This is a genomic window from Bacillus cereus group sp. MYBK222-1 (assembly GCF_051916425.1).
In the GTDB taxonomy this organism is placed as follows: domain Bacteria; phylum Bacillota; class Bacilli; order Bacillales; family Bacillaceae_G; genus Bacillus_A; species Bacillus_A paranthracis.
Window position 1 is genome coordinate 1,847,123 of sequence record NZ_JBQAGP010000001.1, and the last position, 21,427, is coordinate 1,868,549.

The following is a 21,427-nucleotide window of genomic DNA, read 5'->3' on the forward strand; positions in this document are numbered from 1 at the left end:
TCGAAGTAATGGTCCATCATCTTAAACCTTTCGACTCATTAGCAGGAGGTAAAGTAATTGAAATGAATAAACAAGAACAATTAAATGTTATAAAAAAAGATTTTATTGATTCTCAAAAAGTATTATTAGCAATTGGCGATGAAACACGTCAAGCTATTTTGTTAGTTCTCATGGAAACGGAATGTCAAACAGGATTACGTGTAGGTGAAATTACGAAACAAACACACCTTTCTCGACCAGCGGTATCACATCACCTTAGAATTTTACGAGAAGCCGGTATTATTTTAATGCGAAAAGAAGGTACAAAAAACTTTTATTATATTGATATACGTACAAAATTAAGTTTATTAAAAAATCTTGTATTAGATATCGAAAAGCTATTGCACAACTTTTATCCCACTTTAACGGGCAGTAAGACCCCCACCTCAGAATTCAGCGAAAGCAAAGAATTTAGATAGGGGATCAACTGCCCATAAAAGTCCGATTGGTTCAACTAATAATCAGTGGGGGATGAAGAACCCCCCACTGATTAAAGTTTCACTTTATTGAAATTTGGAGGTATAAGAAATGAAAGCGATGATAATTGATAAGTACGGAAAAGTCCCAATGCGTATGGCCGAGGTACCTATTCCTGAAATAAATGAGCATGAAGTGCTCGCAGAAATTCATGCAGCTAGTATTAACCCAATTGATTTTAAAATACGCGATGGAAAAGTAAAGGTGTTACTTAAATATGAAATACCCCTAATCCTTGGGAATGACTTTGCTGGTGTCATCATAAAGGTTGGATCAAAAGTAACTCGTTTTAAAGTCGGCGATGAAATATATGCACGTCCAAGAAAAAATAAGATTGGTACTTTTGCGGAGTATATAGCCATTCATGAAGATGACATAGCTTTAAAACCGAAAAATTTAAGTTTTGAAGAAGCTGCTTCAATTCCACTTGTTGGCTTAACATCCTATCAAGCATTACATGACATTATGCAATTACAAAAAGATCAAAAGATTTTAATTCACGCTGGATCTGGTGGTGTTGGTACTTTCGCAATTCAGTTAGCAAAAATAATGGGCGCTACCGTTACAACAACTGCTAGTGAAGCTGGTTCCGATTTAGTAAAGTCTCTTGGAGCAGATCAAATTATTAATTACAAAACAGAAAAATTTGAAGAAATACTAAAAGATTATGATGCAGTATTTGATACCATTGGTGGTACAACACTTGAAAAATCATTCAATATTATAAAAAGCGGCGGCAACATTGTTTCCGTTTCAGGAATGCCAAACGCTCGTTTCGGTAAAGAATTTGGTTCTGGATTTTTTAAAACATTCTTATTTTCATTAGCAAGTAAAAAACTTACTGCACTTGAAAAAAAGCATAATGCTCAATATTCATTTTTATTTATGAAGCCAAGCGGAGATCAATTACGTACTATCGCAAACTATATTGAAGCCGGAAAAATCAAACCTGTAATCGATCGAGTTTTCCCTTTTGAAGATGCGCAAAAAGCAATGGAATATTCAGAGGCTGGAAGAGCAAAGGGGAAAATAATTGTAAAAATGAAATAATAATAAAAACTCCATTTTCTTCAAATGGAGTTTTTATATTTACTGTTAAATAGACATAGTGCAGTGAAGTCCTTACAATAGATTGCAAGGGGAAATATCATATTATACTTTTAGCTAATTTTACAAAGAATACATACGTACAAATACATAATAAAAAAATAAACAAGGAGGAGATAAAATGACTAAAAATAATGAAGCTGGTTGGAATTTAGACCATAGTTATACGACTTTACCACAATCATTTTATACAGAAATCCCCCCTACTCCCGTAAGTTCACCGGAGTTAGTTAAGCTAAACCATTCACTTGCGATATCTCTTGGCTTTAATCCTGAAGAATTGAAGAAGGAAGCCGAAATCGCTATTTTCGCTGGTAATGCACTCCCAGAAGGAGCTCGTCCATTAGCTCAAGCATATGCCGGTCATCAATTCGGACATTTTAATATGTTAGGCGACGGTCGTGCTCTTTTAATTGGTGAACAAATGACTCCTTCAGGTAAACGTTTTGACATTCAACTGAAAGGTTCTGGTCCTACTCCGTATTCACGCCGCGGTGATGGTCGTGCTGCACTCGGTCCAATGCTACGTGAATATATTATTAGCGAAGCAATGTATGCACTTGATATTCCAACTACCCGCAGTTTAGCAGTTGTCACAACAGGCGAACCAACATATCGTGAAACAAAGTTACCTGGAGCTATTTTAACTAGAGTAGCAAGCAGCCATATACGCGTCGGCACATTTCAATATGCTGCAGCTCGCGGTTCTATCGAGGATCTTCAATCACTAGCTGACTATACAATAAAAAGGCATTATCCAGAAATTGAAGATCATGAAAACCGATATACTGCATTGCTACAAGAGGTCATTAAAAGACAAGCAAGTCTTATCGCAAAATGGCAACTTGTTGGATTTATTCACGGCGTAATGAACACTGACAATATAACGATTAGCGGTGAAACGATTGATTACGGCCCTTGTGCATTTATGGACAATTACGACCAAGGAACTGTATTTAGCTCCATTGATACACAAGGTCGCTACGCATATGGAAATCAACCATATATGGCCGCATGGGATCTCGCGCGACTAGCTGAATCCTTAATACCAATCCTACACGAAGATGAAGAAGAAGCATTAAAGATTGCTCAAGACGAAATTTCAAAATTTAGCGTACAGTATGAAAAACAGTGGTTCCTTGGAATGAAAAAGAAATTAGGACTATTTAGCAACGAAGAACAAGATCAATCACTTATTGAGCAACTTTTAAAAATGATGGAGAAATTTAAAGCGGATTACACAAATACATTCCGTTCATTAACTCTTAATACGTTAGAAAATACCCCTCTATTCGATAGCCCTGAATTTAAAGAATGGTACAAACTGTGGCAATCTCGATTAGAAAAACAAGATGAATCGAAAGAAAATGCCTACGAAATGATGAAAAATAATAACCCATCAATCATCCCAAGAAACCATCGCGTAGAAGAAGCACTAGAAGCCGCTGTCACAAATGGCGACTATAGCGTAATGGAAAAACTTCTTGAAGCTCTAGCAAATCCTTATGCATATTCTACAGATCAAGAAGAATACTGCCTTCCACCTGCGCCTACGAATCGCCCTTATCGTACTTTTTGTGGGACTTGATTGTTTAATCTGTAAAAAGGTGTGTTCATACAAATTGTGTGAACGCACCCTTTTTTATATTTTCACCTCTCAACTAGAAATTTAAAATGCCCCCTCCCCCGACACCTTTTCTTTACTCCAAAACAAATTAATACTATTCCAATCGGCTTACTGAAAAGTTTGTTAAACAAATATTGAGAAATAAAAATCGTATTTCTAAATATTGTTATTTTTGATACTATATTTTATAAGAATATTCAAAAAGCGAGGGGATTTCATGAACGTTCAACTACAAGGTAATGAACAAATTACAAAATTATTTAATGATTGGTATTTAGCTATGCTAAAACAAGATGTGTCCCAGGCAACAAACTTAAAGCATGAAATTGAGGAAAAAGAACTAAACTTTGAAGAAGATGAAAACTTAGCATTATACTATTCTCTACTAGATTTTCGTTTCAAAGTTTTAACTGATGGTTTAAGCATCACAAAAGACAGTTTCAATAAAATAGATTCTTACGCGATTTCACCTAATCACCAACTTTCTTACTACTATCATTTATTTAAAGCGATTCATGCTACTTTAACAACAAATTATAATTTAGCAAGTGAACATTATGAAAATGCTGAAAAGCTATTAGTTAATGTTTCAGATAAACTAGAGGAAGCTGAATATAATTACCGATTCGCTATCTTTAATCAACATTTTTATAAACCGATTGATGCAATTCAGCAAGCAACAAAAGCCAGAAATATTTTCATGACTGAAAATGGATTTGAGATAAAGTTAGCACTTTGCGACAATATAATAGGTTCCTCATGTGTATTTCTAAAACAATATGAACAAGCAGAGGAAAAATTCAATTCTGCTCTTTCAATTTTACAAAAACTAAACGAAAAGGATTTAGTATTAAGCGTTCGCAATAATCTAGGTTGGCTCTATGCAAGTCAAAACCTGTCTTCTCTAGCGATTCGACATTTATCAGAGGTAACAACAAAAGTGCCTACACACTTTAAAGCACTCTTTTTACAAGCCAGAGAGCATTATAAACTTGGTGAAATAAACATTGCTGAAGAATTTATAAAAAAAGGATTGGGAGTTTGTACAGAACTAAACAATATTGAATATATACTTCATTTTAAAATTTTAAATTCCCTTAACAATAATGAGACAACTGAAGATCTAGAAAAGATTATTCTTGAAGGAATTACGTATTTCGACAAAGAATCTTTATATAACTACACTCAAGAATATTCAGAGAAATTAGCAACTAAATTTTATGATGAAAATAATCATGTGAAAGCGAGTGAGTATTTTCATAAAGCGTTACAAGCAAAAGAAAAAACGTTTGAGAAAGGAGCTCTAAAATGATTAAAAAAATTAGTTCTGTCGTTCTAGGACTGTCTGTTATTGGTATTATTTCTATTGGGATAAATAGTGCTTTTACATATCAAGCAAGTCACGCCGATCTCCCTGCACCACAAAGGCCTGACCTTGTTCAATCCGTTGACGTAGGTAAAGACTATAACTCAACAACAGCTGAAAAAACACTTTAAAAAACGAAAGACCTTCATTTAAGAGGGTCTTTTTTAAATGCGCTTATTTAGAGTTAATGTAATCAAATGTTTCTTCATATAGAGGTTTCCATATGCCTCCGACGGGATTCGAACCCGCACTCCTTTCGTTAGCATAGGCTAAGGGGAACACGCTTCCCTACGGAATTTCACCGACAGGAATTCCACCTGTCTCAGCTTATTTTCTTTTCGGTGCTTCTGAAACCTTCGCCTTGCGACCCGGTGCGACATGTTTTCCGGCGCTCTTCCCTTCTAGAGCTACGGAGGCATTTTTCTTGCAAGTAAAATATATTTCTACAAAATTAGTAAATCACCTTTATTTTACCAAACTCATTTTGTTTCTTTCATCAATTCCGCAATCCCCTTACTCCCCTCACTACCAACTTTCTCAAGTTTCTCCACAACTAATTTTCTTCTTTCCACAGAATGATTTTGACTTAACTTCGCTTTTCCTTCTATTTTATTTATCTTTATTTTGAACCCAACTATTCCCTTCCTCAATCCTCCCATATAATTCGGATCTACATCATTAAGTGAGTAGGTGCTCTCCGGATCTTCATACTTATGTACTAACTCTTGAAGAGAGTCTATTAATTCCTGTTCATCTTCAACAATTTCTAATTCACCATATACATGCACCGCAACGTAATTCCATGTTGGCACCGCATTGTTTGTTTCATACCATGACGGAGAGATGTAACTATGTGGTCCTTGAAATATAGCTAGTACTTGCTGAGTCCCAATATCTTTCCACTGTTCATTCGGCCGTGCGAAGTGACCATGTAAAGTAAGGGTCTCCCTATTTAATAACAACGGTAAGTGCGATGCATATGGTTCCCCGTTATGTTGAGAAAATAATGTCGCAAAGCTATTTTGTTCCATTATCTCATACTTCATTTCTTCATCTTGTATTGCGAAATATTTTGGTATATACATAAGTTCCCTCTTTTCCGATCTTTTATTTCTCATTATATTTAAGTATCGTAGCATTCAACAGGGCCAGTTTGTATTTGTTTTATAATGGCAGTGTTCTATTTCAAAAGAATAGGCAGCATGTATTCCATGCCGCCTTAGTTTATCTTTTCTAATATATTTGTAATAAATGCCGTCTTACCTTCACTATAACCCGCTCTATTTTTCGATTCTCTTGCTAATTCTTTCTTTAAACGTCCATATTCAACAGCAACACCTTCATGTTCACGAAGATAATCCCGAAACGCTATATGTCTTCTTAGCTCTTCACTTTCTTTATCACACACATACAAATGATGTTCCATCCAATCTGTACTTTCTCCGTCCCACGGAACGAAAGCGTCCTTTCTGCCAAACGCCTCTCTCCCTTTGTAGCTCCATTCTGCCTGATGATAGTATCCTATCGCTTCAAGCTTTGTTACTACTTTAGGAAAAAACCCATAATCTTCTATTATGATATCAATATCTAATATTGGTTTTGCTGCAAGTCCTTTAATAGATGTACTCCCAACATGTTCAATGGATAAAATACTGTCTTCCATTACATCGTTAATGAGAGTTTGTAACTTATTAAATTCACTTTCCCATTTGATGTTATACTCTTCGATAGTAATTCTCTGTTTCAAAGTATCCCTCTCCTCAAAAGCAACTATAACCTCTGAATATGAGTATCCTTAAAATCCGTCTCATATTTCAATCCATATCCAAACATTCGATCCATTCCAATATGTGCTGTCCATATTAGGCCTATCATAATAACTATATCTATCTTAAAATAAGCACCTATGATAACAATTAATATCGATATGATATATGTGTGAAATAAATTATAAATGTTAGCCCCAACATGATTATTTATACCATACGCTAACATTGATAAATCCGGAGCTAAAAGGAACAGAAAAAATATTATCCAACTAAATTCATATAATGAATACGCATAAATCGCAGCTATGAAAACAACTAGCCCTTCAAAATGTACAATACGTTTTTGCATTCTTTATCATTCCTATTTTTCTATATTTACCGATAAAGTTTCATCACTGAAAGTATCCTTTGCATTTTTTGACCAGATGGTTGCTAAAATCGGTCCTGCAATGTTATGCCATACTGCTGCTAACACACTTGGGAGGGCGGCAGCTGGTCCAAAATGTGCTGTTGCTAGCGCAACACCTAAACCTGAATTTTGCATTCCTACTTCTATTGAAATAGCTCTTCTTGTCCCTTCGTCTAGTCTAAGTATGAATGCTGTTATATATCCGAGTAAAAAACCGAAAGCATTATGGAGCATAACGGCAATAAAGATAAGAAGGCCTGAAGAAGTAATACTACTTACATTCGCTGAAACAACTGCAGAAACAATAATGATAATTGCTACAACCGATATGAAAGGGATAACGGTCATTCCTTTCGTAACAGTTTTAGGGAATAACTTCTTCACTACTAATCCTAAAATAATAGGTATGATAATAACTTGTACGATAGAAAGAAACATAGACATAGGATTAACCGGCATCCATTGTCCTGCAAGTAATAATAAAATAAGAGGTGTAGCAATTGGTGCTAGTAACGTTGATAATGATGTCATTGCAATAGACAACGCTAAGTTTCCTTTTGCTAAATAAACCATAACATTTGATGCGGTGCCACCCGGTACTGAACCGAGTAATACTAATCCAGCTGCTAATTCTGCTGGCAGATTCATAACGTAGGCTAGTACGTATGCGACAAGTGGCATAATAATAAACTGAGCACATACACCGATAATAACTGGCAATGGTTTTGTAGCAATAATTTTAAAATCAACAGCCTTTAATGTTAACCCCATCCCAAACATAACAACCCCGAGTAAAATCGTTATGTAACTATTTAACCCGAGAAATGGAGCGGGAATAAAATACGCAATAGTTGCAATACAAATAACCCAAAACGCAAAATACTTTCCAGCTATATTACTTATCGCTTCTAGTACTTTCACCCCATCATCCCCTATCCTTTAACTGAAAAACTTTATTCGGATTCAAAATATTTTGCGGATCAAGAGCTCTCTTTATTTTTTCCATTACGAATAATGCCGCCCCATGTTCTTCTTCCTGATACTTCCGTTTTCCAATACCAACGCCATGTTCCCCTGTACATGTTCCTCCTCGTTTAAGAGCATATAGAACGATACTTTCATTTATTTCATCTGCTTTTTCCACTTCTTCTTTATCGTTTGGATCAACCATTAAGAGCACGTGGAAATTCCCGTCTCCTACATGACCAAGAATACCACCAACAAGCCCAACCTTATCTAATGTATCTTTCGCATGTTGAACTGCCCCAGCCAATTCTGAAATTGGTACACATACGTCTGTACTCATAAGCTTTTTACCAGGATAGCTATGAACGTAAGCATATGCTAGGTTATGCCGTGCATCCCATAATTTATTTCTCGCTGCAGTTTCCGTTTCAAAAGCAACTTCTTTACATTTATGATCAAAAACAATTTCCTTCGTAAATTCAACATCTTGCTTTAACCCTGCTTCATTACCGTGAAACTCTAAAAACAATGTAGGTTCTTCTCTGTAACTTGTTTCACTATAATGATTGACTTGTTTCATAGATAGTTCATCAACGAGTTCAATTCTCGCAATCGGAATACCCGCTTGCAATATGTTAATAACAGCTTCTACTGCATCATTTATAGTTGGAAACGATGCTCTCGCGGCCATAACATGCTCCGGTATGCCGTATACTTTTAATGTTAACTCTGTAAAGCATCCAAGCGTACCTTCTGATCCTACGAAAACACCATTTAAATGGTAACCTGATGACGACTTCGCAGCTAAATTCCCAGTATGTATTACTTCCCCATCAGCAAGAACGACTTCTAAATCACGAACTTGATCACGCATTACTCCATACTTAACCGCTGTCGTTCCGCTTGCATTTGTAGCAACCATTCCCCCTAATGTTGCATCTGCTCCTGGATCCACACTAAAAAACAATCCGTATTTCTTCAATTCTTTATTGAGCTGAGAACGAGTCACTCCTGGCTGGACTTTCACCAGAAAATCTTTCTCTCTTATTTCAAGAATTTTGTTCATTAATGAAAAATCAACCGTAATTCCTTTTTCATAAGGAATTACATGTCCTTCTAAACTAGAACCTACCCCAAACGGAACGACGGGTGTCCCGTGCTCACTCGCTATTTTCATTATCGTGCTAACCTCTTCGGTCGTTTTCGGAAAAACTACTACATCAGGTAAACTACTAGCATGATAAGATTCATCTTTACTATGTAACTCTCTTACTGTTGTATTAATTACTACTCGATCTTCGGGAAGTACACCCTTTAATTCATTTACTAAACGCTCTACCGTTATTTCCATCTTACACTCTCCTACTTTCTATAAATTTGAATTACAAAATATGTTAACTATTTTATACATAATAATCCGAAAAATTAAATAATTCAAGTTTTACATATACGAAATTCATTTCTTACTTTCGAATAAAAAAAGAACTTGCAACAATTACTGCAAGTTCTTTTCTATAAAACTATATTTTAAATGACTTCTTTATTAACAACATAAACCAAATTAAAGTAAATGCCATCAGCGAATGAGAAAACCCAACAATATAAGTTAACCCTTTAAAGTCCGCTCCATTTAACTGAAGAAGCCCTCTTGCTGCCAATGAACCTAACATTAATATTAATGCGATATTATGTACAACAAACCACTTATTAAAACTTTTCGCTTCATGAAACGCGAATACTTTTGCTAATCCTAAAGCAATTAAAAAGAAGAAAAAGCCGAGTACAAGTGTATGTGTATGTAAAAGGTTTAACAAAGTAGATCCTACAATCCCTTTATACTTTCCATACTCCCTAGCGAAAATCCCTGATAATAAACCGATAATCAAATACGTAAACGATGCATTATATAATTTCTTCATTATATACCTCCTTGAGTAGAATGTGTAGTGTGTCATATTTAGTAATAATGATAGTTATATAGTAAAAACTCCTAGTCACCTAGGAGTCATTGTATAAGCATCTCACTCTTTACAATCAATTCTAATTATAAAATATCCCTTTATGCAAAACAAACGAACTTTATGTGAACAATCCGGGATCTTGTAAAATATGTTGCGATTTTGTATTACACAATCCATACTAATGATTATAAATGTTAAAGGTGGTGCAGTAGATTGTGATAGTTCTTGAAACGGAACGACTCGTTCTTCGCTGGTTTCATCTAAAAGATGCTCCATTTATTCTCGAGTTAGTAAACGATCCTGCATGGATTCAGTATATCGGTGATAAAAGGATTAAAAACTTAGAAGATGCAAAAAAATACATCTTAAACGGCCCCGTTGATATGTATAATAAAATGGGCTTCGGCCTTTACTTAGTAGAACGAAAAGAAGATCTCACTCCGCTCGGTATGTGTGGCCTTATTAAAAGAGATTCATTAGAAGATGTTGATATCGGCTTTGCCTTTTTAGAGAAATTCCGTTCGAAAGGATATGGCTACGAGTCAGCTTCTGCTGTAATCGAATACGGAGTACAAAAACTAGGTCTGAAACGAATTGTAGCCATTACTACTACTGATAACATCCAGTCAGGAAAGCTTTTAGAAAAAGTAGGATTGAAGTTCGAAGAGATCATTTCGAACTCAGGGGAAGATTTAAAATTATTCGTCTATAACGCGTAAAAAGATTTTGAAAGAAAAACCCTTGATTTATCTACGCTAAGCAGAAAATCAAGGGTTTTATTTATGTTCTAAGAGGCGTAATAATCCAATAGAATGCTCTTCAATATGTAAATCTGTTTCGTGATGTAGTAAACCATCAATGACATGAACGGCATCCCTAGCATTCGGATTAATCACTTTTGTATGAAAGCTAGAGAATTGATCACTCATAAAGCGATAAAGTGAAACTTTAATTAGTGGGGGTTTTCTTCATCTCCCACTGATTATTAGCCTTCACTAATCGGACTTTAATGGTAGCACCTTTACCTGTTCCGTACTGTGGATTTGCGTCTGCATGTAAAGATGAAACCTCCATTTGCATGCCCATCCCATCTGAAGACGAAGTGGTACCATCTCCCCAATAAGAAGCTAAATCTAGTTGGTGCTGGTAATTTACTAATGTTGCTTGTGCCTTATTCATTGAATCTTCACCACTCGTTTTTTATCGGACTTCTTTTTATACTTTTATTTTCTTTATGAGTTATTAGAAAAATAATTGTCTATATAAGTCTTTATTTTTTCAAAATCCTTTTCCATAAATAAGTTTGCTGGTACTTCAATTATTGGAAGATTATTTTCATTATCAAAAGGTGGACACGGTTTGGGAACTACCAAATAGTCAACTGAGTTTTTATCCCTAATATAATTAATCGAAACATCATAATACTCAGAAAAATATTCCTTCAAATCATCGTGATTCCTTAAAAATGGTAGAGAAAATATTGAACCATAATTTATACCAGCGTCGACAATTAATACAAAGCATATTTTTTTCATGATACACCCTCCTAGTATAATAAGTTTTAAGTTAATAACTGTTCCTTGAAAATTAAATAGTTTTTATCTTCAAGAGCTACATCAAAAAAATAATGTAAGGGTAAAATGTAGTCTTGGATACCAGGGGTTTCCCAAAATAATGGAAGTGCAGAAATGGATCCATCGGGAATATGCTTACTCCTCCTGTAGTTCGAGCACGTTAAAAGACTGCGACCTAGACCAAAATGCACTGCATACGCACAAGCTGTATCGGTTTCCTTTTTCTTTATATTCAATTAAATTATATCATTATTTTACATAAATTTACAGACTTTGTTTTTTATTTTATTGGTAAACTTATGCTTAGCGTATAATTTCCGCGTTTCGTCGGCAGGCCCCCTTATATGGAATCTTGTACAATACCGTATTGAAATTAAATATGCCTAAATGGACTGCACATATGGTAGCTACGTTATTTTCTCTTGGTAGTGCCTATCAAGCTTTTGTAAATTTTTTTGTATAACACGCAACAAAAAGGTCGCCACTCACGGCGACCTTTTTACTATTTCACTTCTACCGTATAATTCCCTGTTCCCCCGCCATACTGATACACATGTAAATAATATTTCCCTGGATACGTGTAGTAACTTCCTACTAACTTATTTCCTTCTTGCTGGGCATACGTAACATAATTATTTAAATCTGCTTCCGAATAAAGAACCCAGTTTACTCCAATATTATTTTCCTTCGTTACATTAATTTGCAGGTTTTTCGCTGTTTCCACATTTATTTCAAAGTAATCACTCGTATCACCGTTTCCTAAACTAGCACGTAAAATTTGATTTAGCTGCAGTTTATTTGCTGTCTGGAATGAGTTATTCGGCTCTTTTTCTACACTATTATCTTCTTTCTTTTGAACCGTTACATTCGTTGTAACAGTATTCGTTAATCCTTTGTCATCTGTTACTGTTAATTTCGCTGTATATGTTCCTTCTTTTGTATACACGTGAGTCGGATTTTGTTCATTACTTACCGTACCATCACCAAACTCCCATTTATACGAAGTAATTTTCCCATCTTCATCTTTTGATCCATCGCTTTTAAACGAAATTGCTTCATTTACATTTCCACTATAGGGCCCATTTATAACCGCAACTGGCACTTTATTCACAGCACCTTCTTCTGTATTAATACCATGGAATACAACATCATACTCAAATTGTCCTGCTGCATTCACACGGTAATTTATGAAATAAGCTGTTACTGTTTTATAGCCTGTCCATTCTTTCGCACTTAAACGTTTTAACGTATCATTTACGTTTTGTGTAATTGATTTCCAGTCTTCATATTCTCCTTTTGCAGTCGTACCTGTATATGTTCCTTGTAGTGTAAATGTATGAAAGAACTGTGATTTGTTTTTCTTAACTGATACATTACTTAATTTTGCTTCTGCTGTAATTTCTGCTGCAATATCTGAAACTGGTTTCGGTGCGTGCGTCGCTAAATAATCATCTGATACTAATGGAACATTATATTTCTCACGGTTATCTACTAACATTTGCATATAGTCTTGATACTCTTTATTTAAATTCGCATCTTTACTTAAAGCAGAGCGGTATGCATCATATGCTGTTACATCATTTTTCCTAATAAGATCATGAATTTTGTCAAACATATCATATCTCTTATTGTACATGTACGATTGTAAAGCGAAGGAATAATTATAGAAATCCCACGTTCCATATTTTGCGTTTAACGTTCTCTCTGCTGTATAACGTTCTGCTGGATTTGAAGATATGCCTCCTATAATACTCTTTCTCGGTACAACATTATCTGTTCTCGTTGCACCTGCAAAAAACTCCGCATTCCCTTCTTCAAACCAAGATAATCTCTCATTCTCATACATCTTCCCTTGTCCCCAAAGTCCTGGCACTTCATATCTACCTTGTAAATAATGCGTGAACTCATGTCGGAACAATTCTTCCAAACTATAAATGCTTTCTTCTGGCGTACGTTCATAAGTAAAGAACGTACCTGTTCCTTCTATATAAAGACCGCCGTTATTCGTTTCATATCCGTATAATTGACGGTTAAATTGATATTCAGCTGGGCTATTATAAATAACCATCGTTAATACATCATCAGGGTTTCCTTTTTCTAACGGCTGGTCACTTTCAACCGTACGATGGAATTGTGCCTTCACTTCTTTTGCCGCCCAATATAGACGTTTTACTTTTTCCTCAGTCACCTTATCTCCAGCTTTTAACACAATTGCTCCATCATCGAACGTATACGTTTTCGGTAAATATTTTTTCTTACCATCTTCTCTTATTTGATCTAGATCAACCACTTTACCATTCGCATCTTTCCCGCCATAATTCGTCGCAATTTGCTCAGCAGCTACGAAATATTGCTCACTTAAATACGGATAGATTTTTATGGCATCTGTTACAACTTGTAACCCTTTCGTTTCTGTACTATGGAACGTACCAAGTCTACCTGTATAATAAATACCATTATTAATTAACCAACCATTTTTCGCTGTCACCGTTCCAATTAAGGCAAAACGACTTAATTCATTAATATAGCTATCAATTTTTTGATACCATATTGTATCTTTCGGTGCTTTTCTCGTATCGTACAAATACGATTGAATATCGTAATCAACACCTTGCATAATATCGTAAATCGCATTTCCAGCTGAAAGATTATCTACCAATGTAGAAAAATTATCATTATATTGTTTAAAAATCTTTGCAGCTGATGTGATCGTTTCCACATCACTTGAAGCATTCCCAATTAATTTTCCATATGATGAGACAACTCTATTTTGTTCTAACGTACCGAGTTTAAAATTCGGGTTATTCGCAATCGTTTTTAGTGCAGGTAAGCATTTATCATGATAGCTTCGCTCATTTAGTTTACTTAATTCTGTATGATAAAATCCTAAATAAAAACCAGATCGTAACACCTCTACTAAAGTCTCAATCCCTTTTGAATCATCTTTCGTATAAGCTTGTCCTTGCTGGTTCAATTTATCAATAATTGCCTGCATTCTACTATCATTTTGATAGAATGCAAGACTATCCTTATTAAACTGAAATAGCCCAGTAATTTGCTCCCAATCAATTGTTACAAGTAAGTCCACTAACTGCTGATTGCTCAATTGATTTAATTCAGCAATTGTATACGTTTTCGCTACAGCTAATTGCTTACTTTCCTTTTTCACTTCAGGTGGCCTTTGGGACAAATCAGCAAATTGTAGCCTTTTCTCAAAAGACTTATTTTCCAGCACTTTTGATGAATGAGCTAATTCTTGCACTGGTAATTGTAAACCAATCGGCTCCATTTTGAGCACATTCCGATATGAAACTTGCTCTCCCTTTGTACCTTCTGCCAATGCGTCCCCTTGAAAACTCCCTAACATGAAACTAGCAAAACTTACCCCTACTAACACTTTTTTTGAATAGCCTTTCATGCTCTCCCCTACCTTACATTTTTTAGTGTACCGCACCATTATTTTACTATTTTCACTTTTTATACTGTATTGAGAAAAAATAAGGTAACGTTCACACATGTATCCATACCATGCAAAATTAACACTTGACTTTATGTGCGTTTTATATCAAAAAAAGATAGATAATAGCGAAATTCCCGCTACATCTATCCTCGTTTTCAAAACTATGATTTTAACTTTATGAATGTAACTTCTGGTAATGTTTGCATATGCTGAATAAACTCATTCTTTTCTTCTGACGATATGTTTTTCAGTTGCATCCCTACCTTATAAACAATTTCTATCCCTTGCTGTGAAGCTTCCACTTCATATGAAAGTATTGGAATGCCTTTCATATGAAGTGTTTCTAATATTTGTTGTACTGCTTCACGTTTATTTATACACATTTGCACCATTATATTTTGCGGAAATAAAAATTGCACCTTAAAAATACGACTTACAATCTCTAAACCAATTAAAACAAGAATCGTCGCTCCAATTCCTACTACATACATACCAGCACCAATTGCTAATCCAATTCCTGCTGTAGCCCATAAACCAGCTGCTGTCGTTAATCCTTTCACCGCCTGCTTTTGAATAATAATTGTACCTGCACCTAAAAAACCTACTCCACTAACAACTTGCGCTGCAATACGACTCGGATCTAGTGCCATATGATCTTCATTCATAATATCTGAAAAAGCATATTTCGAAACGACCATTATTAAGGCACTTCCTACCGCTACTAGGAAATGTGTTTTTAAGCCCGCTTCTTTTGATCGAATTTCCCTTTCAATACCGATTATTGCTCCTAACAAACCAGCGACACCGATTCGTATAATGAAATCAATATTTACACTCACGAGCTCTTCCCCCTTTCATTCATTATAGATAGATAAAATAAAAATTATCACACACATCCATTTATCGATATGAAGGAATTTTACTAAAATACACTTAATACCTAGGCCGTTTTATGTTAATATTTTAAATATTAACATAAAATAAATAACTTCTAATTTTAAACATCCAATCATTTTCTTGAAAAAACAAAGGTGGATAACATGAAATGAGGTTGAGAAAATTAAGAAAACGCTTTCATTTTGTGTCGTAATTTTTTTATACATACTACATAAATAAAGGAGCCTATTAACAATGAACGTCTCTTTACTTACACCTACTATCGATTTACAAGAAGAATACTTAGATTTTTATAACGAATGGAAAGATAGCGGTGAAACGATGATTCCGTGGGTTATTACAAAGGACCCTTCTAACTTCCCAGCTATGGTGCAAGAACTACACGATGCGCATAACGGAATAAACATTCCCCAATCTTGGGTACCAGACTCTACGTATTGGCTCGTTACAGATAATAATAGAATTGTAGGAGCTGTTAATATACGTCATAGTTTAACCGAACATTTATTTAACGCTGGCGGTCATATCGGTTATGGCATTCGCCCTTCTGAAAGAAGAAAAGGTTATGCTACGAAATTACTAGCATTATCACTGGAAAAAGCGAAGCAATTAAACATCACGAAAGCACTGATCGTTTGCGATGAAGTAAATACTGCTTCAGAAAAAACAATTTTACATAACGGCGGGCTTCGTGATGAGGATTTCATTGAGGAAGATGGGAATGTAGTAAGACGTTTTTGGATTGAGCTATGATGAAGTCCTCCAATGAAAATAATCTTGTTATAGAGAAGTATAGTAAAAATAATGAGCTACAAGTAAAACAACTTATTGATTTATACAATGAAGAATCGTACGTATTTCACTTATTACGAGATAATAAAACAAAATGTGCGTATGTTGCCTACTATAAAAAAGATGTAGTAGGCATCTTTTTCACCTGGGGCAGTAACTTCCATCCATACTGCACATACTTTCGAATATATACGAATCCTTTCTATGCAGAGCTACACATTGAAGAATTTTTATTAAACGAGATTCAAAAGCGAGAAAACTTTAAACTCCCATTACAAACCTCTATATGGGAAACATCAGCTCATTTAAAAACGTTTTTTGAAGAACATAATTTTACGGAAATTCGAAGAACATATATGCCGATATTAGACTTACAAAAAATAGTTTCTATCGATATAGTCCCTAATTCAAATTATCATGTACAAACTTTATCGAACATCGTATCAAATAATAATTTATTAGAAAAACTAGCCTACTTAGTAAAAGAAAATTATGAGCAAACCCACCTAGCAAATCCCGTTGCCTCATTCCCACTACAAACTTGGCAAGAGATGATTTTAGCTGATGACGTACTACTAGATGGGAGCTTTCTCATTATAAATGAAGAGCATCAAATTATGGCATACTCTTTCCTCCATACATCAGAAAAGGATAATACGGTAGAACTAGGATGGTGCGGAACTCACACGAAAGACGATTTATCCTTACTGAAACTGCTCGTTTTCGAACAATTTATGTATGCAAATAAACACGGCTATTCTTTCATTCAAGGTGAATTCGATTCAACAAGTATATATGCAATGGAGATATTAAAATCCGTTCCTTTCAATCCTTGTGCTACCTGGATTACGTATCAAAAAGAAGTCGGAAGGTAATTATACACCTTCCGACTTCTTTTATGCTGTTTCTATTTCAAACTGTACTGTAATACCACTCGGGTCTACTACAGTAAATCCAGTTAAAATCTCATTTATTCCATGTTGTTTTTCTATTAATCTTTCTTTCACTTCATCTAACGCTTCTTTATGCGGTAATACAATCGTATATACCTTAAGTCCAGTTGCATGTGCTGGTGAATGCGGGTTATTTACTCCGTTCCACGTATTTGCGCCTATATGGTGATGATATCCTCCTGCAGAAATGAATAAGCAGTCATCTTCACGTTGCTGCACTTCAAAGCCTACTGTATCTACATAAAAGTCATGTGACTCTTCTACATTAGCTATTCGTAAATGTACATGTCCAACGACAGTATTAGCAGGTAATCCATCAAACTCATAATCAACAAGCGTTGCTAGTTCTTTTAAATCCAGCGGGGTACTTCCTCCTGGCCCTTCTCCCCATTGATCGCGCGGACGATCCGCATATATTTCAATACCATTTCCCTCTAAGTCTTGTAAATAAAACGCTTCGCTATACGTATGATCGCTTGCGCTATTAAACCTTGAAATTGGTAAAATTTCATTTGAATATGTATAACGTCCCTCTTGCTCAGCCGGACTATCAATTACATTCTTATTACGAATCACACCAAATAATGCCGACGCAAAAGCCTCACGAGTCGGAACCAAAAAGGCTACATGATATATACCAGTCGTACGCGGCTCTTGCAGTACCCCGTCCTCTAACTTTTCAAGAACAAGTAATGTATTCTTTCCACCTTTTCCAGATAAATATGCTTTATTCCCCTCTTGCTTAATTACTTCTAAGCCTACAACATTCTCATAAAAGGAAATTTGACGTTCTAAATCTATCACCTTAAATTCAACATGACCAATACGTGTTTTCGGATGAATCTGTACCATAAATAACTCCATCTCCTTATCCCAATATTCTTCCATTACATATAACCGTTACTATGAAGGATACAACTAAAATCATCCTATGTAAATAAGAAAAGTCAGAATTTACACTTATTTTTATGTTCATAATAAAAAGTCACCTCTTCTAACTTTCAGAAAAGGTGACTTTACAAAAATAGTCTGTTCTAATTCTTATCGCATTTTATGTACTTCAGCAACTAACTTTCCGCCCTGAATGCCCATATAAAGCTTCACAGGTGCATCATTCGTATTTTCAAACACTAAGTCTAAGTATGGATATGCAATTGTAGCATCTCTTCCTTGTGGAACGTAACCTACCGTTTTAGAATGTGTTGTTCTCTCTACCATTTTCAAACCAGCTTGATCTGCCGCATTGTATAATGTTGATGATGTTTGACAAACACCACCGCCATATCCATCTACTAATTTACCATCTACAATTTCTTTTCCTAATTGATATCCTTTATCTGGCGTTGTATCACCAATTAATGCATTGAAAGAGAAACGGTCTCCTTTTGCTAATACAACTCCATTTATGCTCGCTGCTGACAAACGAATATTTTCAATACGGCCACCTGTTGAGCCACCTAAATTCGTTTCATATCTACCAATTACCGTACCACTTCCTTGCGCATCACTTAATGTTGCAGTAGGCTTCTTCTCAACAATAGGTAATTGATAGGAAGAATCCCACATACCTACGTTTAATAATTTATCTACTAATTCTTTTTCCATTAATTCATAAGAAGGTTTCCCTTCTTGCCAACTTCCATCAGATCCTAGACGTGAAGGGACCATCTTTTTGTCAACATTTTTCCCAACTTCCCTAGCAACCTTCTCAACTGATTTTTTAAATTTCGCTTCATCTTCAAAATAACCTAGACTCGACAAATCTAACTTTTTTACTTCCGTACCTGTACGCCCATCTACTAAACTAATAGAATCCTGTACTTCTGCTTTAGCCTCTACCGTGTGGCCACCAATATCACTTACTAATGCAACATCACTTACTTTTGTACCACAGCCACTCACTACAGCTACACATAAAACCCCAACTAATATACCCTTTACTTTACGGAACAATATACTCTCCCCTTTTCCCCAATACTACTTTTATGTATTATTTCATTTTTATGTATGTTTTGTTACAATCATTTTACAATATATTTATAAATTGTTACAAGTTATTTTTTACTCTATATAAATTACTCTTTTCTTTTCCAAATGTCTATATATATTTACATAAAAGTTTGAGTTTGATAGAATTGTAACCTTTACGTAACCTCTCCCTATTATCCAGTATATACCATAAAACGAACGAAATACAAATGTAAAACTCCATATTCGTATTTATAAAAAACATCCTGTGAACATAAATAGGTATTTGCCGTGCCACACTCCGCTTTTACACATACATTATGGTGAATTAACCTATTTTAAAGAAATGGAGGATGTTTTTATGTACCCCTACAATCCATACGATCCATATAACCAAACTGGTTATCAACCTCAATATGATTTACAAGCACAATACCAACAATATATAGATCCAGTAGAACAAGTTAATCCATATGATCAAACTCGACAATTCCAACTTCCAATCTCTTTTCCTGGTGCTGGAAACCGTCAATTAGAAAGACGAGTAAATGAGCTTGAACAAAGAGTACGTCAATTAGAAAACACGGTTGAACGTCATACACGTAGATTAAACCGCTTAAACCAACGTTTACGTACAGTAGAAAACAGACTGAACATTCCATTTTCAGCATTAGAAGACGGATTTTAATTTCGGAAATAAAAAATATATGAAGGAAGGGGGCTTCCCCTTCCTTATATAAATTGACGAAAGTTTTTTCCATCTCTATACTGATAAGAGTTAATGAAATGAAACAAGGTGATAAATATGGATTTTGAAATAAATTATCTTTCCTTTTATGTTGTACAAGTAGAAGGAAAAGGTGAAGCTGTTGATAAACGCTACAAACATTTTCAAACATTAGACGCTGAAGAGTATGAAGATAGCTCCTTAAAAGAATTTTTGAATGGAGAATTATTAAAAATTTCAAAGAGAAAAGTAGAACGTCATGCGAAAACAGAGCAAGCTCCGACAAAGATCGGTCGCTTTATTGTAGAAGAAGGGCACGAACTTGATTCAAATCCTCATTACAACTTATTTAATCGCATCCGCTTTGCAGAAACGAAGGAAAACTTCAAAGATATGAGCGAACCTCTCGTTTATACATATCTTGACACAAGTGCTGTACGCGGTGGTGTATTTTTAATTGCGCAAGCTAAACTACGCAAATACTTTGATGATCCATTCGTTTTCGTTATGAAATGTGACTTTGAGCCGAAAGTCGCTTCCATTTCCGATGAATCCACACTAATTCGTAACGTTGAAATGGCCATCACAACAAAAAATATGAAATCTATCCAATATCCGTACATGCCCGAAGAAGGTATGGTCGAAGTGGGCGAGCTAAAGATTCACCAAGCATCACACGCCCGTTACTTTGAAGACTTCTTAAAATTCGTCGAATACGAACGCTCTATGCCTGAAATTATGAAAACACAAGTAATGGACATGGTATACGACCAAATTGAAGATGTATTTGAAGAAGGTACGGAAGAGCGCGAACAGTTCGACCAAGCAATGGAAGTATGGGCTGCCAGTCCGAAACGCGAAATTATGGAACAATTTTCAACCGAAGAAGTAATGGAAGCTACCGCTCAAATCGTCGAGCATGCGCCTGAAGTGGAATTGAAGCTAAAAGCGGATCATATCTCTGTGAAAGCCCTACTTGCTGATTTCGGGGATCAAATACATATCGCAAAGGTAAATGACCGATACGTATTAATGATTGAGGCTGATACACTTACATTTGAGAAAGGCTTCTCTCCTATTGAATTTCTGAAGCCAGACGAGTTGCAAGACGTAATTGAACGGATTGAGAATAAGCAGCAGTATTCTTATGATCCGAACGGGATTGAATAAATTCTTTTATAAAAAGTGACTAATAAAGTGTTTAAAATAACTATTTTGTGTCCACAGGCGTGACCACGTTTGTGACCATCCAGTACGAAAATTTTCGGTTCTAATATTGAATAATTGCTTCCATGTAACTATTTTTTACTGAGCGCTGTTAACAAGCGCTCTTTT

General features: G+C 35.3%; 21 protein-coding genes and 1 pseudogene. 10 read left to right on the top strand and 12 right to left on the bottom strand.

The genetic code is table 11. The features are described from left to right. Positions 1 to 62: 62 nt before the first annotated feature. From ACTFR9_RS09560 to ACTFR9_RS09580, 5 genes are all read left to right on the top strand, one after another. On the top strand, positions 63 to 458 hold the full coding sequence (locus ACTFR9_RS09560; RefSeq protein ID WP_001041183.1) for an ArsR/SmtB family transcription factor: 396 nt from the start codon (positions 63 to 65) through the stop codon (positions 456 to 458). Between the two features lie 109 nt (positions 459 to 567). Next, positions 568 to 1,566, top strand: coding sequence for an NADP-dependent oxidoreductase (locus ACTFR9_RS09565; RefSeq protein WP_440048963.1), 999 nt, complete (start codon positions 568 to 570; stop codon positions 1,564 to 1,566). A 178-nt stretch (positions 1,567 to 1,744) separates the two neighbouring features. Further along, on the top strand, positions 1,745 to 3,211 hold the full coding sequence (locus ACTFR9_RS09570) for a protein adenylyltransferase SelO (RefSeq protein WP_061535938.1): 1,467 nt from the start codon (positions 1,745 to 1,747) through the stop codon (positions 3,209 to 3,211). Between the two features lie 256 nt (positions 3,212 to 3,467). Beyond that, positions 3,468 to 4,562, top strand: coding sequence for a Rap family tetratricopeptide repeat protein (locus ACTFR9_RS09575; protein WP_001102715.1), 1,095 nt, complete (start codon positions 3,468 to 3,470; stop codon positions 4,560 to 4,562). Further along, a complete protein-coding gene (locus tag ACTFR9_RS09580; RefSeq protein ID WP_000592020.1) occupies positions 4,559 to 4,747 on the top strand; it encodes a Phr family secreted Rap phosphatase inhibitor in 189 nt (62 codons plus the stop codon). The genes ACTFR9_RS09575 and ACTFR9_RS09580 overlap by 4 nt, the downstream gene beginning before the upstream one ends. 348 nt (positions 4,748 to 5,095) lie before the next feature. Here the strand turns inward: ACTFR9_RS09580 and ACTFR9_RS09585 are convergent, their stop codons facing one another. From ACTFR9_RS09585 to ACTFR9_RS09610, 6 genes are all read right to left on the bottom strand, one after another. Further along, positions 5,096 to 5,701, bottom strand: a complete 606-nt coding sequence (locus tag ACTFR9_RS09585; protein WP_000275787.1) for an FMN-binding negative transcriptional regulator — start codon at positions 5,699 to 5,701, stop codon at positions 5,096 to 5,098. 134 nt (positions 5,702 to 5,835) lie between these two features. Beyond that, a complete protein-coding gene (locus ACTFR9_RS09590) occupies positions 5,836 to 6,363 on the bottom strand; it encodes a GrpB family protein (RefSeq protein ID WP_000813605.1) in 528 nt (175 codons plus the stop codon). A gap of 23 nt (positions 6,364 to 6,386) precedes the next feature. Beyond that, positions 6,387 to 6,734, bottom strand: coding sequence for a DUF4260 domain-containing protein (locus ACTFR9_RS09595; protein WP_001172036.1), 348 nt, complete (start codon positions 6,732 to 6,734; stop codon positions 6,387 to 6,389). Between the two features lie 12 nt (positions 6,735 to 6,746). Continuing rightward, complete coding sequence (locus ACTFR9_RS09600; RefSeq protein ID WP_061535937.1) at positions 6,747 to 7,715, bottom strand: bile acid:sodium symporter family protein; 969 nt, start codon at positions 7,713 to 7,715, stop codon at positions 6,747 to 6,749. Positions 7,716 to 7,719: 4 nt separating this feature from the next. Beyond that, positions 7,720 to 9,111, bottom strand: a complete 1,392-nt coding sequence (locus ACTFR9_RS09605) for an FAD-binding oxidoreductase (RefSeq protein WP_061535936.1) — start codon at positions 9,109 to 9,111, stop codon at positions 7,720 to 7,722. 169 nt (positions 9,112 to 9,280) lie between these two features. Then, positions 9,281 to 9,679, bottom strand: coding sequence for a DUF2871 family protein (locus ACTFR9_RS09610; RefSeq protein WP_000737903.1), 399 nt, complete (start codon positions 9,677 to 9,679; stop codon positions 9,281 to 9,283). Positions 9,680 to 9,936: 257 nt separating this feature from the next. Between ACTFR9_RS09610 and ACTFR9_RS09615 the strand changes: the two genes are divergently transcribed. Next, entirely contained in the window at positions 9,937 to 10,440 is a 504-nt protein-coding gene (locus ACTFR9_RS09615; protein ID WP_061535935.1) for a GNAT family N-acetyltransferase, read from the top strand. Positions 10,441 to 10,533: 93 nt separating this feature from the next. Here the strand turns inward: ACTFR9_RS09615 and ACTFR9_RS09620 are convergent. From ACTFR9_RS09620 to ACTFR9_RS09635, 4 genes and pseudogenes are all read right to left on the bottom strand, one after another. Next, positions 10,534 to 10,909, bottom strand: a pseudogene (locus tag ACTFR9_RS09620) (Tn3 family transposase); the annotation flags it as partial. 44 nt (positions 10,910 to 10,953) lie between these two features. Then, on the bottom strand, positions 10,954 to 11,256 hold the full coding sequence (locus ACTFR9_RS09625) for a hypothetical protein (RefSeq protein WP_000717602.1): 303 nt from the start codon (positions 11,254 to 11,256) through the stop codon (positions 10,954 to 10,956). A gap of 541 nt (positions 11,257 to 11,797) precedes the next feature. Continuing rightward, complete coding sequence (gene colA / locus ACTFR9_RS09630; protein WP_061535934.1) at positions 11,798 to 14,713, bottom strand: collagenase ColA; 2,916 nt, start codon at positions 14,711 to 14,713, stop codon at positions 11,798 to 11,800. A gap of 203 nt (positions 14,714 to 14,916) precedes the next feature. Continuing rightward, positions 14,917 to 15,594, bottom strand: a complete 678-nt coding sequence (locus ACTFR9_RS09635) for an MgtC/SapB family protein (protein ID WP_000115697.1) — start codon at positions 15,592 to 15,594, stop codon at positions 14,917 to 14,919. Positions 15,595 to 15,886: 292 nt separating this feature from the next. On the opposite strand from ACTFR9_RS09635, the gene ACTFR9_RS09640 reads away from it, so the two are divergent. Both ACTFR9_RS09640 and ACTFR9_RS09645 read left to right on the top strand, forming a co-directional pair. Continuing rightward, positions 15,887 to 16,405, top strand: a complete 519-nt coding sequence (locus ACTFR9_RS09640) for a GNAT family N-acetyltransferase (protein ID WP_061535933.1) — start codon at positions 15,887 to 15,889, stop codon at positions 16,403 to 16,405. Then, positions 16,402 to 17,319 (top strand): hypothetical protein, encoded by a 918-nt coding sequence (locus tag ACTFR9_RS09645; protein WP_000978258.1) that lies wholly within the window; start codon positions 16,402 to 16,404, stop codon positions 17,317 to 17,319. The genes ACTFR9_RS09640 and ACTFR9_RS09645 overlap by 4 nt, the downstream gene beginning before the upstream one ends. 21 nt (positions 17,320 to 17,340) lie before the next feature. Here the strand turns inward: ACTFR9_RS09645 and ACTFR9_RS09650 are convergent, their stop codons facing one another. Continuing rightward, positions 17,341 to 18,249 carry a VOC family protein gene (locus ACTFR9_RS09650; protein ID WP_061535932.1) on the bottom strand — a complete coding sequence of 303 codons (909 nt, stop codon included), beginning with the start codon at positions 18,247 to 18,249 and terminating at the stop codon, positions 17,341 to 17,343. Positions 18,250 to 18,438: 189 nt separating this feature from the next. Beyond that, entirely contained in the window at positions 18,439 to 19,350 is a 912-nt protein-coding gene (locus ACTFR9_RS09655) for a VanW family protein (protein WP_000488988.1), read from the bottom strand. 361 nt (positions 19,351 to 19,711) lie between these two features. Here ACTFR9_RS09655 and ACTFR9_RS09660 point away from each other — a divergent pair, with 361 nt between their 5' ends. Both ACTFR9_RS09660 and ACTFR9_RS09665 read left to right on the top strand, forming a co-directional pair. Further along, the gene (locus ACTFR9_RS09660; protein WP_001997954.1) at positions 19,712 to 20,053 is read left to right on the top strand and encodes a hypothetical protein; all 342 of its coding nucleotides are present in this window, start codon (positions 19,712 to 19,714) and stop codon (positions 20,051 to 20,053) included. Positions 20,054 to 20,170: 117 nt separating this feature from the next. After that, positions 20,171 to 21,262, top strand: a complete 1,092-nt coding sequence (locus tag ACTFR9_RS09665; protein WP_000345047.1) for a DUF3900 domain-containing protein — start codon at positions 20,171 to 20,173, stop codon at positions 21,260 to 21,262. The last annotated feature ends 165 nt before the right edge of the window (positions 21,263 to 21,427 follow it).